Source organism: Roseibium sp., from assembly GCF_048261595.1.
Classification (GTDB): Bacteria; Pseudomonadota; Alphaproteobacteria; order Rhizobiales; family Stappiaceae; genus Roseibium.
The window spans coordinates 232,658-245,540 of the sequence record NZ_JBLXFW010000002.1 but is presented as its reverse complement, the minus strand read 5'-3'; the positions used below and the strand labels follow the sequence as shown (position 1 = coordinate 245,540).

The window sequence follows — 12,883 nt, the reverse complement described above, 5'->3', positions numbered from 1 at the left end:
CAACGCCTGGCTGACCCAAGTGCCTTCGACGGGTCGCTCACCGATGATTCCGGGAGGTGTCCCGGTTCAAGGGGCGCGGTGGCGACCGAGGCCGCGAGGCAATCGCGTTGCTGGAAGGTCGCTCTCCGGACAGGCTCTGTGCCCAGCTCTCTTTTCGGCACAGGGAGGTGCGTTGCGGCCCGTTCTGACGACGTGGCCTTGTTCGCGAGACTGTGCCCACCTCGTTCCCCTTTTCGTGGCTTGTTGAGGGGGAGGCAAAGGCCCTTGCGGCTTCCCGAGGCTTTGGTGTAGGAACCATGAGCGTCGCACTCGGAAGCTGCACGATTTCACGATGCGTCAGGGGCCTGTAGCTCAATTGGTTAGAGCCGTCCGCTCATAACGGATTGGTTGGGGGTTCGAGTCCCTCCGGGCCCACCATTTCCTTTCTTTTGTTGTTCACGTTATTTGTGGTTCGTTTCCAAGGCGCGGCTGGCAGCACTCGCTGAGTGCGCTGCAAAAAGTCTTCACGCTCGCTGAATGGATTCTTCCATAGATCTTCTGGAAGATGATGACGGAATAGTTCATGATTTGAGATGGACTGCTTGTGGTTTAGTCCACGAGAGTGATCTCGACAGAACAAGGAATATACAAGGATCCTTTGGATCGGAAGAAATCTGCCTATTTCGGCTCTGTCTTAGTCTTTTCGACGATATGCATGAACGGAACTCGGATCTATTATCGGATTCGTGAAACAACCTTCGAAAGACCATGCTTGAAATTCAGGGAATGGCCGGACACCTGATCCGTCGGCTCAATCAGATCTCGGTATCGATCTTCGCAGACCGGATGGCTGCTGCGGGGCATGACATTACGTCCGTCCAATTCGCGGCCCTGTCCGCCGTCAACGCCATGCCCGGTGTCGATCAGGCGACACTGGCGGGGCAGATTGCATATGATCGTGCGACGATAGGCGGTGTGGTCGACAGGCTGGTGCAGAAGGGGCTGATCGACAGGCGGGTCAGTCCGTCAGATCGCCGCGCGCGCCAGTTACGGCTGACCGAGGCAGGAATGCAGCTCGTCGATGAGATCACGCCGATCGTCTGGGCACTTCAAAGCGATATTCTTGGCGGGTTGAGCGAGGAGGAAACGCAGCAGATGCTCACCCTTCTCAGGAAAGCGACCGACGCCGGCAACAGTCTTAGCCGGGCTCCCTTGCGCGGTTGAGCGCGTTTCGACCTTGACCTTCCAGTAGGTGGAACCTCTATTTCAGGAAGCGGTAGCGTTGAACGGCTGCCGCCTTGAGGGCATGAGGAAGGTTCAATGAATATTGGAGCAGCTTCGGAAAAGGCCAAACTGCCTGCGAAGACAATCCGCTACTACGAAGACATCGACCTGATCCGGCCGACGCGCGCCGATAATGGCTACCGGGACTATTCCGACCGGGATGTCCACCAGTTGAAGTTCCTGCAACGGGCACGCAGTCTCGGCTTCACGATTGACGAGTGCCGTTTGCTGCTGTCGCTCTACCATGACAAGAACCGGGCGAGTGCCGACGTCAAGGCTATTGCCGAAGCCAAGATTGCCGAAGTCGACAGGAAGATCGCCGAACTTCAGGGCCTCCGCGTGACGTTGACCGAACTTTCCTGCAACTGCCAGGGCGACCAGCGCCCGGATTGTCCCATCATCGATGATCTGGCAGGCGAACATGGCGCGTAGATATCTGGCCGCAGGCATCGCGGGAGCGCTTCTGCTTGGAGGTTTGACCTGGCGTTTCATCGAGGCCCAATGGAGGCTGGACGACAACCAGGGCGGCGCAGCGATAGCAGAGGTCGTGGTTCCCCCGCTGACTGAAGCTGCGCTGGTGGGCAAGGCTTTGTTCGATGCGAATTGCGCGACCTGCCATGGCAAGAATGCCGCCGGGCAGGAAGGCGTTGCCCCGCCGCTGGTTCACAGGATCTACGAGCCGGGCCATCACGGAGATGGCGCGTTCGTCATTGCGGCGCTGAAGGGCGTTCGCGCGCACCATTGGCCGTTCGGTGACATGCCCCCGGTTCCTGGCGTGACGCGAGATGAGGTGGTCAGGATCGTCGCCTACGTCCGTGAACTTCAAAAGGCGAATGGTATTTATTGAAGACGGACGGTCAGCAAGTCTCCTGGTCGCGGGTGAGGAAGGATTGTGCCATGGGACGTTTCCCGATGATTTCCCGACGCAGATTTGCCCAAGGCGCGCTTGCGTCACTTGCTGCCGGGCTCTCGCCGATCGCATTTCGTGCCGCCAAGGCGAATGACGGTTTTCTCGAGATCACAGCGGGTCCATCGGCGCACAAGCTGTACCGTGACGAAGCGGCCGCTTCCAATTTGTGGACCTACAATGGCAGTCTTCCCGGTCCTGCAATCCGGGCTCGGCGCGGCGAGCGGATCAAGGTTCGCCTGATCAACAAACTGGAGGAGGCGACATCGATCCATTGGCATGGCATTCGGATCGAGAATGCCATGGATGGTGTCTCCGGCCTGACACAAATGGCGGTGCCCCCCGGCGAGAGCTTCGAGTATGACTTCGCAAGTCCCGATGCCGGCACCTTCTGGTACCATGCACATAACAAGAGCTGGAACCAGGTCGGGCGCGGGTTGTATGGACCGCTCATCATCGAAGGCGATGACGAGGCGTTCGACGTTGAGCATGACCTGACGCTGATGCTGGATGACTGGCGGCTGGATGAGAGCGGAAAGCTGCATGAGGCGAGTTTCGGCTCGCTGATGGACTGGTCGCATGCGGGGCGCCTCGGCAACTGGCTGACCGTTAACGGGATGAGCCTGCCATCATTCGATCTTGTTGCCGGCGCGTCCTACCGGGTCCGGCTGATCAATGCCTCGAACGCCCGTATCCTGGAACTGGACCTGGCCGGGCTCGGCGCGAAACTCCTGGCGCTGGACGGGCAGTCGGTCGGTGAGCCAGCGCCAATTGCTGAGGCAGGCTTTCTGCTGGGGCCGGCGCAACGCGCCGATATCATGATCACTCCGGAAACAGGCAGTGATTGGGCGCTGAAGGAAGTATCCTCCGGCGATCCTTTTGATATCGCCACTTTCAGGATTGTTCCGGGGGGCAGTGGCGCGCCCATGTCTGCGAAGTACGCTTTACAGCCCAACGATGTGCCCGAGCCAGACCTGGCTTCGGCTCGCGTGCTCAAGCTCGACATGACCGGCGGCGCAATGGGCATGATGGGTGACATGGTCTACAAGGGGCAGCCTTTGACACGCGAACTGATGAGGGAAACCGGCCAACTCTGGGCCTTCAACGGCACGGCGAACCTGGCGGATGAGCCTTTCTTCCAAGCAGGTCGCGGCGAGACAATCATTCTGGACGTGGTCAACAACACGGCCTTTGCCCATGCCATGCATTCGCACGGACACCATTTCAAGATCCTCGAACAGTCGCGAGCCCTGGTCGAGGATACCGGTTTCTTCCGGGATACGGTTCTGGTCGATGCCGGAGAAAGGGTGCGTATCGCCTTCGTTGCCGACAATCCCGGCAAATGGCTGTTCCATTGCCACATGCTCGAGCACGCGGCAGCCGGCATGAACACATGGTTCGAAGTTGCCTAGCCGTCGGATGTGTCGGATTTATCCTCGGGTGCCGTATAGGCGAAGAGAAAGGTCCAGGCGCCATACGCCGTGATGGCCAAGGTGATCCAGCCCCAGGTTTCGTTGCCGTTGTAAAATTCGAAAGCTGCCCAGCTGGCGCAGAATGCAACAATTGCGATGCGCCGCCAAAGCGGTCGGAAAAAAGGGTGCTGGGAATCCGAGGTCATTTCGCCTCCGCGTTGTGAATGCGGCAGGTTTATCCCACTTTACGGCAAGATGCACCCGGCTCTTGTCGGCCAGGTGCATCTGCTTTTTGGAAAGTCCCGGATTTTCATCAGTATCCGCGATTGCGGTTCGAATTCTGATTTTGGTTCTGATTTTGGTTCTGGTTGGTGTTGCCCTGACCCTGGCTATCGGTCGTTTGCGTCCCGGTCGTCGAGGCCGACTGCCCAGAGGCTTGCGCAGCGCCCGATCCCCCCGGAAGGGTCCGTGACGTTTCGCATCCGGCAAGTGCGAGTGCCGCACAAAGGGCGAGTGAACTTGCAAGAACTGATCGCGTCAATTTAAAGCGGTAAGGCATGATTCCGGTCTCCAGTAATTTCCAGCTCTCTGGTGCATTCAGGTCGCTGGTGTCGCAGTGTCTGTCTGCGGGCGATTGAACTTCGGAATGGACGGAGACGAATTGATCTGCGGCAAATGGCGTCTGCTTTGTTATATTCGACCAGTTAATCAGGTTGTCGGGAGGGAAGTTGCGTTTCTCAGCAAATCTTGGGTTCCTCTGGAACGACCGGGCGCTTCCTGACGCCATCCGGGCCGCAGCAGTGGCAGGCTTTGATGGTGTCGAGTGCCATTTCCCCTACGCTTTCGATCGGGCTGACGTACGGAAAGCCCTGATCGAAACCGGTCTGCCCATGGTCGGGCTCAATACACGGCCTGGAGATGTCGGGGTTGGGGACTTCGGCCTTTGCGCGATTCCTGGTCGCGAAGCGGAGGCGCGGGAAGCCATTTCCGATGCCATCGAGTACGCCGAGGCGATTGGCTGCAGATCGGTGCATGTCATGGCCGGCAAGGCCGACGGCAGGGAGGCATATCGGACGTTCCGTTCGGCACTCACCATTGCGGCCGACCTGGCTGAGGAGGCGGGGCTCACGATTCTCATCGAGCCGATCAATACGCGCGATGTGCCGGGATATTTCCTGAGCCGTACGGAGCAGGCGATGGAGATGATCTCGGACCTCGATCGGCCAAACGTCAAGCTCATGTTCGACTGCTATCACATGCAGATCATGGAGGGCGACTTGACCCGCACGCTGGAGCGAAACCTTGCCAGCATCGGACATATCCAGATCGCCGGCGTTCCATCGCGCCAGGAACCTGACAGCGGTGAGCTCAACTATCGGTATCTGTTCCAAGCCCTCCAAGACCTTGGCTACGATGGCTTTATCGGCGCGGAGTATCGGCCAAAGGGGCGGGTTGAGGAGGGGCTTGGATGGCTAAAGAGTTTTCGCGATTGATTGAAGTCATCGCCGTCATCATGCCTGTGCGTTCAGAATGAGTATCGCCCGCCGCGAGATGGGCGATTGATGATGGACGGAGTAGTGAATGAGCGGTCGTTGGCTGATCCCAGCCTATCTTTGCCTGGTTTTCTTGCCACTTGCACTTGCTGCATTTTCCGGGCGGTCGCCAAGATCATTTCTTGATGAACTTGGAACCGGCGCCGGGATGATTGCCTTCTCCATCCTGCTTGCCGAGTTTCTCTTATCCGGACGCTTCCGGGCAATTTCGGGCGGGGTCGGCATGGACGTTACAATGCGCATGCACCAGTTGTTCGCCCGTTCGGCTCTGGCCTTCGTCATCGTTCACCCATTTCTATATTCCTCCCCATTCGGATGGGCGCTGCCGTTCGACCCGACGCGGGAACTGACGCTGGCTCAACCTGGCATCGCCTTGGCAGCGGGTGCGCTTGCCTGGGTTCTCCTGCCCGCCTTCGTACTGGTCTCCATAGCGCGTTCCGATCTGTTCAAGAGGTACGAGAACTGGCGCCTGGGCCATGGTCTGGGGGCCGCCCTGATAGCCGGAGCAAGCTGGTACCATGCAACAGAGGCCGGTCGATATTCAGCCGATCCGGCGGTCTACTGGTTCTGGACGGCCTCGCTGATCGTTGCATTGTTTTCGCTGGTCTCGGTCTACGTGGTCAGGCCGCTTTTCCAAAGCTTGCGCCCATGGCGGGTGACGACAGTTGAGAAGGTTGCAGACCGGACCTGGAGTGTCGAGCTTGCGCCGGAGGGGCACGACGGCATGACTTACAAGGCCGGGCAGTTTGTCTGGCTGAACATCGGTCACAGTGCGTTTTCGCTGGCTGAGAACCCGTTCTCGCTTGCTTCGGCACCGGCCGGAAAAGCAGGGCTAGGCTTCGTCATCAAGGAACTTGGCGACTTTACAAGTACCCTGGACCAGGTGGCAGAAGGGACGCGCGCCTATGTCGATGGTCCTTTCGGGCACTTGAGTATTGATGGCATCAATGCGCCGGGCATCGCTCTTGTTGCAGGCGGTGTCGGAATAGCCCCGATGTTGTCGATCCTGCGGCAGCTTCAGGCTGCCGGTGATCAGCGGCCCGTTTCACTTCTCTACGGGAACCGGCACGCGGGCCAGATCGTTGCAGAAGAAGAGTTGGAGCGCTGGGCGGAAACACCTGAGCATGAACTCGTTCATGTCCTGTCCGAGCCGGAAGAGAATTGGTCCGGCGAAACCGGATTGCTGTCGTCTGACCTGATCGAGCGCTACTACGGTCGGCCAGAAAGACGTGACTGGGTCTATGTGCTATGCGGTCCGCCGGACATGATGACGTCGGTCGAAGAGACACTTCTCGATCTTGGGGTCCCGGGCGATCACATCCTTTCGGAGAGGTTCAGCTATGACTGACCGTGTGGGAAAGCGGACGGAAACCCCGCTGACCAGGGACAGGCGACTGACCCGCGTCTGGTGGTGGCTCACCCTTGCTGCGGCAATTGCGGTCATAGGCTATGCATTGCGCGGCTTGCTTGACGCTTGAGCCTGTCAGGACTGTCTTCCTGGTCTTGCGCGGTTTGGAAAACCGTAAGAAACTCCTTATCTTACCCGTTGGTGCGAGACACTGGCGGGACACTGCAACAGAACCTGATCCTGCTTGATGTTTTCCTCCCTAGACTTGCTCTCCGCCAACGACACCCTCGGCATCCATGCGCCGTCCTACTATGCTGCAACGGCCACAAGGCAGACGGACCACCCATCCTTGCAAGGCGATGTGACGTGCGACGTCTGTATCATCGGCGGTGGCTACACTGGACTTTCAAGTGCGCTGCATCTTGCCAGGAAGGGCTATGACGTTGTTCTGCTCGAGGCGAACCGGATCGGATGGGGAGCGTCGGGTCGCAATGGCGGACAACTCGGGACCGGTCAGCGGGTGGACCAGGGTGTCCTGGAGAAGCGTCATGGCATGGACCACGCCAAGCTGCTTTGGGAACTGGGACTTGAATCCGTAGATGTCACTCTTGATCTGATCCGCCAGTACGGGATCGAGTGTGACTTCACACCGGGTGTGCTTCATGTCGATCACCGCCGGGACTACGTTCCGGAAACGAAGGAATATGTCGAGCATCTCCAGACGGCTTATGGCTATGAAAAGGTGCGTTTCATCGATCAGGATGAAGTGCGCCAGATGGTTGGAAGTCCGTCTTATTTCGGTGGATCTCTCGACATAGGATCAGGTCATGTGCATCCACTCAATCTCGCGCTGGGCATCGGAGCTGCGGCAGCGGAGAGTGGAGCGCGCATCTACGAGAAAACGAAGGTGCTCTCCTACGAGCCGGGTGCGGTCGTCACCGTCAGTACGGACGGCGGGACGGTGCGCGCGAAGCATCTCGTGCTCGGGTGCAACGGCTATCTCGGCAAGATCGACCGGACGACAGCTGCGCATGTGTTACCGATCAACAACTTCATCGTGGCGACCGAACCACTGTCGGATGCTGATGCCCGCGCCCTGATCCAGGACAATGTCGCCGTGGCGGACAGCAAGTTCGTCATCAACTACTTCCGTCTTTCGGCCGACAATCGCATGCTGTTTGGCGGTGGCGAGAACTACGGCTACCGCTTCCCGGACGACATCAAGTCATTTGTTCGCAAGCCGATGCTGGAAATCTACCCGCAGCTGAAGAACGTGCGGATCGACTATGGCTGGGGTGGGACGCTTGCCATCACCCCAAAGCGCATGCCGTATTTTGCACGGATCCACCCCAATGTCCTGAGTGCCTCCGGCTATTCCGGTCACGGTGTCGGTATGGCTGTCTTTGCGGGCAAGGTGCTTGCCGAGGCGATTGCCGGCAATGCCGAGCGGTTCGATGCGTTCGAGAAGATAAGGGTGCCGTCGTTCCCGGGTGGTGACAAGCTTCGCTACCCGCTGCTTGTGCTCGCCATGACCTGGTATTCCATGCGCGACAAGCTCGGGATCTGAGCCATGGGCCATGTCGGTGAGAACGAGGCGATTACAGTCGACAGCTATTGGGAGGCAAGTGTTGGCGAGATCAAGGAAGACCGCCAACTTGTAGGTAGCGCCCGTTTTGACGTCGCGGTCATCGGGGCCGGGTTCACCGGCCTGTCGGCAGCTCTGAAACTTGCCGAGGCGGGACTGTCGGTATGTGTCCTTGAGGCGAACCGGGTTGGTTGGGGCGCGTCGGGCCGAAATGGCGGCTTCTGCTGCTTCGGTGGCACCAAGCAGCCTGAAGCCGAGTTGATCCGCAAATTTGGTCTCGACGAAGCGAAGAGGTTCCTTGCCTACCAGATCGAGGCTATCGAGACCGTCGAAAAGCGTCTCTCTCACTGGGGGCTGGATGTCGATCGCCATTCCAATGGAGAGGTCTATCTCGCCCACAGGCCAAAGGATGCAGCCGGGTTTTCCGAAGAGGCGAAATTTCTGAACGACACGTTTGGTCTCGGCGTCCGGATCCTGACGCAGGGCGACATGCGCGAGCAAGGCCTCGGCGGTCCTGAATTTCATGGCGCCATGCATGTGCCCTATGGGTTTGCGCTGAACCCGATGAAATATGTCCTGGGGCTCGCGGAGGCGGTCCGCCGTGGCGGAGGACGGATCTATGCGCATACGCCTGTTTTATCCATGTCGAGATCAGGCGAAGACTGGCAGCTGACAACCCGTCATGGCGTTGTTTCCTGCCGGAAGGTCATTCTTGCGGGCAACGGCTATTCCCGTGAAGGCGCACCGGACTGGCTGAATGGCAGGCTGATGCCCGCCATGTCATCAGTCTTGGTGACCCGCCCGCTCTCCGATGACGAACTTGAAGAGCAAGGCTGGACCAGTGACCTAATGGCAGCGGACACACGGATCCTGCTGCACTATTTCCGCCTCATGCCGGACAGACGCTTCCTCTTCGGGACCCGCGGCGGAATCTTCGAAACTCTTGAAAGCCTGAAGGCGGTTCACAAGCGCGGACGCGCGGATTTCGAACGCATGTTCCCGGCATGGGCCCATGTGGAAAGTGAGTTTCGCTGGCACGGGCACGTCTGCCTTGCGCGGGATCTTTCCGCATATGTCGGACCGGTTCCGGACATGGATGGTGTCTATGCGTCCCTGGCCTATCACGGCAGCGGTATCGCCATGGCGTCGCTCAGCGGCGAGAAAGTCGCCGAGCTTGCCCTTGGAAAGATTGGTCCCGGTGACCTTCCCGCGGTGATTTCGAAGCCTCTCAGCAAGTTTCCCCTGCCGGGACTGCGCAAGTTCTACCTGCAGGGCGCTTACTGGTGGTACGGCCTCAAGGACCGCTGAGGCCTATTGCCCAGCTATAGTAGGCCGCGGCTGGCGAGGTTCTTCATCAGAGCCCCGATGCCGAACGTCCAGGGCGTCACCTTATCGGTACGGTCAACTCGGTTGATGAGCGCGCCGAGCTGCGGCGACGAGATTTCCACCCGATCGCCGATTTCGTGGGTAAAACCAAGGCCTGCGCCACGCCGGTCTTTTGTCGGAGCGAACATGGTTCCGAGGAACAGCATGACGCCATCGGGGTATTGGTGATTGGCGTTCAGCGTCTGGCTGGCCAGATCGGACGGCGAGCGGCTGATGCTCGACATGTGAGACACGCCGGACATTTCGAACCCGTCCTCGCCGGTCACCGACAAGGACACATCGAGGCTCGCGATTGTTTCCAGCGTGAAGTCGTGGTCGATCAGGCGGATGAACGGACCGAGGGCGCAGGCTGCGTTGTTGTCCTTGGCCTTGCCGAGCAGAAGCGCGGAGCGGCCCTCAACGTCACGCAGGTTGACGTCGTTGCCCAGCGTCGCTCCGACAATCTTGCCGTCCGAACGGATGGCAAGCACCACCTCCGGTTCCGGGTTGTTCCAGTCCGAGATCGGATGGATACCGACATCGGCCCCGCAGCCGATGCTGGACATGGGCGGAGCCTTGGTGAAGACCTCCGCGTCCGGGCCGATGCCGACTTCGAGATATTGTGACCAAAGTCCCATGTCCTGAAGCAGCTTCTTTACTTCGGCGGCCTTTTCAGAGCCTGCTTTGATGCCGCGCAGATTGGTGCCGATGACAGGCGCGAGGCGGCCACGGATTTCCTCGGCGCGCAGGGGATCGCCCTTTGCCTGCTCCTCGATAACCCGCTCCAGCATGCTGTCGGCAAATGTTACGCCCGCAGCCTTGACCGGCTGCAGGTCGCAAGGTGCCAGCAGGGCACCCGCGCTACCGTTCAGAAAATTGTCCAGACCGCCCAGCAGCGGGAATTCATCCACACGAGCAAACCGGTCATTCAAGTCGGCAAGTTCCAGCAAGGCAGACATCGTGGGAGCGACGGACGTGAGATCGCGAAGGTTTTCGCCGTCCACTAGGACCGGGCAGGGGCCTTGTCTGTCGTTGGACCACACCCGTCCGACCAGTCGCCCGGGCCTCTCCTTCGGCAAAATATCCCTTGCTGAAAGCTGCAGTGTCATCCCGTCTTTCCTCCCGTCGCGCTCAACTGGATCCTGGCGCATTTTGGGGTGACACTAAACACCATGAGGTGCGCTCATCAATATCCAATTGTGCAAGACTTCTTCGCCATTCGCGCGGCATGCAAGCAGAACGTCAGGTAGCTCGCTTCACGACTGCGACATTCATGTTCGCGCGTTTCACAAAGCCCAGCCGTTCATAGAGGCGAATGGCTCCCGTATTCGTCGAGAAAGCATGCAGAAACGGGGTGTCGCCGCGTTCGATGATCCGGCGGGCAACGTGGACGGAGAGCGACGCTGCGAACCCGCGGCCCTGAAAGTCCGGGTGTGTGCAAACCGCGCTGATCTCCGTCAGTCCAGGCATGGTCAGCCGCTCGCCGGTCATGGCGGCAAGGCGGCCATCGATCCTGATGCCCCAGTATTCGCCGAGCTCGATGGTGCGGGCCCTGAAGGGACCGGGCTTTGTCAGTTCCGCAAGTGCGATCATTTCCGGGATATCGCGAGTTCCAAGTCGTTCCGCCAGGTGCCCGGCCTTTGGCTCTGGAAGGTCCTTGCGGAGAACCAGTTGAACGCCGTCGGTCGCTTCCACTGTTTCCAGAGCATCGGGCAGCCGGATCGGTTCGGCCTGCAAGAAGACAAGCCTGTCTGTGTCGTCAGTCAAAAGCGCCGCCAGATCGTCGGAGCTCTGGGCTGTTCCATCCATCGCGCACGCGAATGGGGAGGTTTCGGGATGAAATCGCGCCGCTGCCCGGTTTTTGACGGCAAAGGCATTCATGCGGGACTCAAGAGCTGTCCAGATCGGACGATTCAACAAACTGTCCATGATGGGGTCCGGATATACAGTGGGGGGAAGTCAGCGCGCTTTGACACGAATGCGCACCCGCTTGTTCAAAGGGCGCTCGGCAAGTGCTCGCTCGATCTGCCCGAGCTGATCCAGGAGAGACCCAGACAGAGCCGAGCAAAGATCTGTCACGGCCGCCTCGACGGCTGGCCAGAGAACTTCTTTCAGCTGTCGCGTGACCCGTTCTCCTTCGTCTGTGAGGCGGACCCTGCTGATACGCTGATCCTTGTCGTCGCTGACAATCTCGACAAGGCCGGAACGCTTCATGTTGCCGATCATGCGGGTCACGCCCGGTTGGCTTTGCCCGAGTGCGTCAGCCAGTTCGCCAATCCGCATGGGGGCGTGGCGATCAAGAGCTGCGAGAACGGTGTTGTGCCCTGCTGGCATGTCGATGCCTGCCAGCCGCACCGACAGATCTAGGGTCTGCGCCTGTAGCCGCTCGCCAATCCGTTTGAAGCGGGTGCCAAGGGCCGTGTAACCCAGTCCTTCGACAACGTCCTGCACAGCATTCTCCAATTAATATATCCTGTTATATAACTTGTTATATTTATAGCTGCAATAGGTGCCGGATTGAATGGTCTCACCTGTGATGGCTAGGTCAGGCGGCCTGTTCGACCCTGTAGACGCACCGCCTGCCGCCGGAAAGGAGATGTTCGGTCCGGGTCAGCAGGACATCATTTCCGAGCACGCTTCGGAACAACTCCATTTCAGACCTGCAGAAACCCTGACAGGCTGTCGCTGCGGCGCAGATGGAGCAGTGGTTTTCGATCAGAAGGTAACTGCCCTCGACATCAGTCTCGGTGACGCTGGCCATGTATCCCTCGCGTGACCGGATTTCGGCAAGTGCCTGCAGTTTGTCCCGCAGATGCTCCTTGCCTTCCAGGGCCGAGGTATACGCGTTTCGGGTTGCTGCTTCGCGATGGGCGATCAACTGGTCGATGCCCTCCGGTCCGTAAAGGTCGCGAAGGCCGTCAAGCAAACTGACGATGAGGCCCGAATGATTGTCCGGAAACTGGGCGTGTCCACGCGAAGACAGACTCCAGAGCCGCTTTGGGCGTCCGACACCGCCCTTGATGTCCTCGAACTCGACCAGCCCGTCGGCTGCCAGGCTGTCGAGGTGCTGGCGTGCGGCAACGGCGGTGACCTTCTCGCGCTTGGCGAGGTCGGCCGCGGTCTGGGGGCCGGAGGTCTTCAGGGTGGTCAGCAGGCGAGTTTTCGTACGATCGGACATGATCACGTTCCTAGCATGGAATGCGATTTAAAAAAAGATTTTCCTTTTCATATTGCGCGTCTGATCCTGGTGGTGATAATAAAGAAAGAAAAAACTTTTCTAAAAGGAAGCGGCCATGTCTATCATTTCTCAATATCGCGCGCGACGCACCGTTTGGGTGCTGATATCTCTGCTCTTCGGATATGCCGTTCTGACTGTGAAAGCTTTTCGGAAACGGCGCTCGCTTTCGCGTATCCCCGACGACCTTCTTCATGATGTGATCCAGGACGAGG

At 59.1% G+C, this 12,883-nt stretch carries 15 protein-coding genes and 1 tRNA gene; 10 read left to right on the top strand and 6 right to left on the bottom strand.

What is annotated here, in order from left to right; genetic code table 11:
• Positions 1-340: 340 nt before the first annotated feature.
• The 5 genes from ACN0SY_RS08460 (at position 341) to ACN0SY_RS08440 (ending at position 3,582) form a co-directional block, all read left to right on the top strand.
• Positions 341-417, top strand: a tRNA-Ile gene (locus ACN0SY_RS08460).
• 330 nt (positions 418-747) lie between these two features.
• Complete coding sequence (locus ACN0SY_RS08455) at positions 748-1,203, top strand: MarR family winged helix-turn-helix transcriptional regulator (protein ID WP_417686296.1); 456 nt, start codon at positions 748-750, stop codon at positions 1,201-1,203.
• Positions 1,204-1,299: 96 nt separating this feature from the next.
• Entirely contained in the window at positions 1,300-1,695 is a 396-nt protein-coding gene (gene cueR / locus ACN0SY_RS08450) for a Cu(I)-responsive transcriptional regulator (RefSeq protein ID WP_417686295.1), read from the top strand.
• Complete coding sequence (locus ACN0SY_RS08445) at positions 1,685-2,110, top strand: c-type cytochrome (protein WP_417686293.1); 426 nt, start codon at positions 1,685-1,687, stop codon at positions 2,108-2,110. The genes cueR and ACN0SY_RS08445 overlap by 11 nt, the downstream gene beginning before the upstream one ends.
• Positions 2,111-2,160: 50 nt before the next feature.
• Positions 2,161-3,582, top strand: a complete 1,422-nt coding sequence (locus ACN0SY_RS08440) for a multicopper oxidase family protein (RefSeq protein WP_417686291.1) — start codon at positions 2,161-2,163, stop codon at positions 3,580-3,582.
• Here ACN0SY_RS08440 and ACN0SY_RS08435 read toward each other — a convergent pair.
• Positions 3,579-3,788 (bottom strand): DUF3329 domain-containing protein, encoded by a 210-nt coding sequence (locus tag ACN0SY_RS08435; protein ID WP_417686289.1) that lies wholly within the window; start codon positions 3,786-3,788, stop codon positions 3,579-3,581. The genes ACN0SY_RS08440 and ACN0SY_RS08435 overlap by 4 nt on opposite strands.
• Positions 3,789-4,310: 522 nt before the next feature.
• On the opposite strand from ACN0SY_RS08435, the gene ACN0SY_RS08430 reads away from it, so the two are divergent.
• The 5 genes from ACN0SY_RS08430 to ACN0SY_RS08410 all read left to right on the top strand — a co-directional run bounded on the left by ACN0SY_RS08430 (position 4,311) and on the right by ACN0SY_RS08410 (position 9,376).
• The gene (locus ACN0SY_RS08430) at positions 4,311-5,075 is read left to right on the top strand and encodes a hydroxypyruvate isomerase family protein (RefSeq protein ID WP_417686287.1); all 765 of its coding nucleotides are present in this window, start codon (positions 4,311-4,313) and stop codon (positions 5,073-5,075) included.
• 88 nt (positions 5,076-5,163) lie between these two features.
• Positions 5,164-6,483 carry a ferric reductase-like transmembrane domain-containing protein gene (locus ACN0SY_RS08425; protein ID WP_417686285.1) on the top strand — a complete coding sequence of 440 codons (1,320 nt, stop codon included), beginning with the start codon at positions 5,164-5,166 and terminating at the stop codon, positions 6,481-6,483.
• Entirely contained in the window at positions 6,476-6,613 is a 138-nt protein-coding gene (locus ACN0SY_RS08420) for a hypothetical protein (RefSeq protein ID WP_417686283.1), read from the top strand. The genes ACN0SY_RS08425 and ACN0SY_RS08420 overlap by 8 nt, the downstream gene beginning before the upstream one ends.
• Positions 6,614-6,730: 117 nt before the next feature.
• Positions 6,731-8,050, top strand: coding sequence for an NAD(P)/FAD-dependent oxidoreductase (locus tag ACN0SY_RS08415; RefSeq protein WP_417686281.1), 1,320 nt, complete (start codon positions 6,731-6,733; stop codon positions 8,048-8,050).
• Between the two features lie 3 nt (positions 8,051-8,053).
• Positions 8,054-9,376 (top strand): NAD(P)/FAD-dependent oxidoreductase, encoded by a 1,323-nt coding sequence (locus tag ACN0SY_RS08410; RefSeq protein WP_417686279.1) that lies wholly within the window; start codon positions 8,054-8,056, stop codon positions 9,374-9,376.
• A 14-nt stretch (positions 9,377-9,390) separates the two neighbouring features.
• On the opposite strand, the gene ACN0SY_RS08405 is transcribed toward ACN0SY_RS08410, so the two are convergent.
• From ACN0SY_RS08405 to ACN0SY_RS08385, 5 genes are all read right to left on the bottom strand, one after another.
• Positions 9,391-10,542, bottom strand: a complete 1,152-nt coding sequence (locus ACN0SY_RS08405) for a fumarylacetoacetate hydrolase family protein (RefSeq protein WP_417686277.1) — start codon at positions 10,540-10,542, stop codon at positions 9,391-9,393.
• Between the two features lie 133 nt (positions 10,543-10,675).
• A complete protein-coding gene (locus ACN0SY_RS08400) occupies positions 10,676-11,362 on the bottom strand; it encodes a GNAT family N-acetyltransferase (RefSeq protein ID WP_417686275.1) in 687 nt (228 codons plus the stop codon).
• A 30-nt stretch (positions 11,363-11,392) separates the two neighbouring features.
• Positions 11,393-11,896: a MarR family winged helix-turn-helix transcriptional regulator gene (locus tag ACN0SY_RS08395; RefSeq protein ID WP_417686274.1), complete on the bottom strand. Its 504-nt coding sequence runs from the start codon at positions 11,894-11,896 to the stop codon at positions 11,393-11,395.
• A gap of 82 nt (positions 11,897-11,978) precedes the next feature.
• Positions 11,979-12,611: a helix-turn-helix transcriptional regulator gene (locus ACN0SY_RS08390; protein ID WP_417686272.1), complete on the bottom strand. Its 633-nt coding sequence runs from the start codon at positions 12,609-12,611 to the stop codon at positions 11,979-11,981.
• Positions 12,612-12,621: 10 nt separating this feature from the next.
• On the bottom strand, positions 12,622-12,864 hold the full coding sequence (locus tag ACN0SY_RS08385) for a hypothetical protein (protein WP_417686270.1): 243 nt from the start codon (positions 12,862-12,864) through the stop codon (positions 12,622-12,624).
• Between the last annotated feature and the right edge of the window lie 19 nt (positions 12,865-12,883).

Bases quoted from the DNA above. Each gene is read 5' to 3' on its own strand.
- ACN0SY_RS08400 (WP_417686275.1), bottom strand. From the start codon at position 11,362: ATGGACAGTTTGTTGAATCGTCCGATCTGGACAGCTCTTGAGTCCCGC.
- ACN0SY_RS08425 (WP_417686285.1), top strand. From the start codon at position 5,164: ATGAGCGGTCGTTGGCTGATCCCAGCCTATCTTTGCCTGGTTTTCTTG.
- ACN0SY_RS08440 (WP_417686291.1), top strand. From the start codon at position 2,161: ATGGGACGTTTCCCGATGATTTCCCGACGCAGATTTGCCCAAGGCGCG.
- ACN0SY_RS08405 (WP_417686277.1), bottom strand. From the start codon at position 10,542: ATGACACTGCAGCTTTCAGCAAGGGATATTTTGCCGAAGGAGAGGCCC.
- cueR (WP_417686295.1), top strand. From the start codon at position 1,300: ATGAATATTGGAGCAGCTTCGGAAAAGGCCAAACTGCCTGCGAAGACA.
- ACN0SY_RS08420 (WP_417686283.1), top strand. From the start codon at position 6,476: ATGACTGACCGTGTGGGAAAGCGGACGGAAACCCCGCTGACCAGGGAC.
- ACN0SY_RS08445 (WP_417686293.1), top strand. From the start codon at position 1,685: ATGGCGCGTAGATATCTGGCCGCAGGCATCGCGGGAGCGCTTCTGCTT.
- ACN0SY_RS08435 (WP_417686289.1), bottom strand. From the start codon at position 3,788: ATGACCTCGGATTCCCAGCACCCTTTTTTCCGACCGCTTTGGCGGCGC.
- ACN0SY_RS08410 (WP_417686279.1), top strand. From the start codon at position 8,054: ATGGGCCATGTCGGTGAGAACGAGGCGATTACAGTCGACAGCTATTGG.
- ACN0SY_RS08415 (WP_417686281.1), top strand. From the start codon at position 6,731: ATGTTTTCCTCCCTAGACTTGCTCTCCGCCAACGACACCCTCGGCATC.
- ACN0SY_RS08455 (WP_417686296.1), top strand. From the start codon at position 748: ATGCTTGAAATTCAGGGAATGGCCGGACACCTGATCCGTCGGCTCAAT.
- ACN0SY_RS08385 (WP_417686270.1), bottom strand. From the start codon at position 12,864: ATGAAGAAGGTCGTCGGGGATACGCGAAAGCGAGCGCCGTTTCCGAAA.
- ACN0SY_RS08390 (WP_417686272.1), bottom strand. From the start codon at position 12,611: ATGTCCGATCGTACGAAAACTCGCCTGCTGACCACCCTGAAGACCTCC.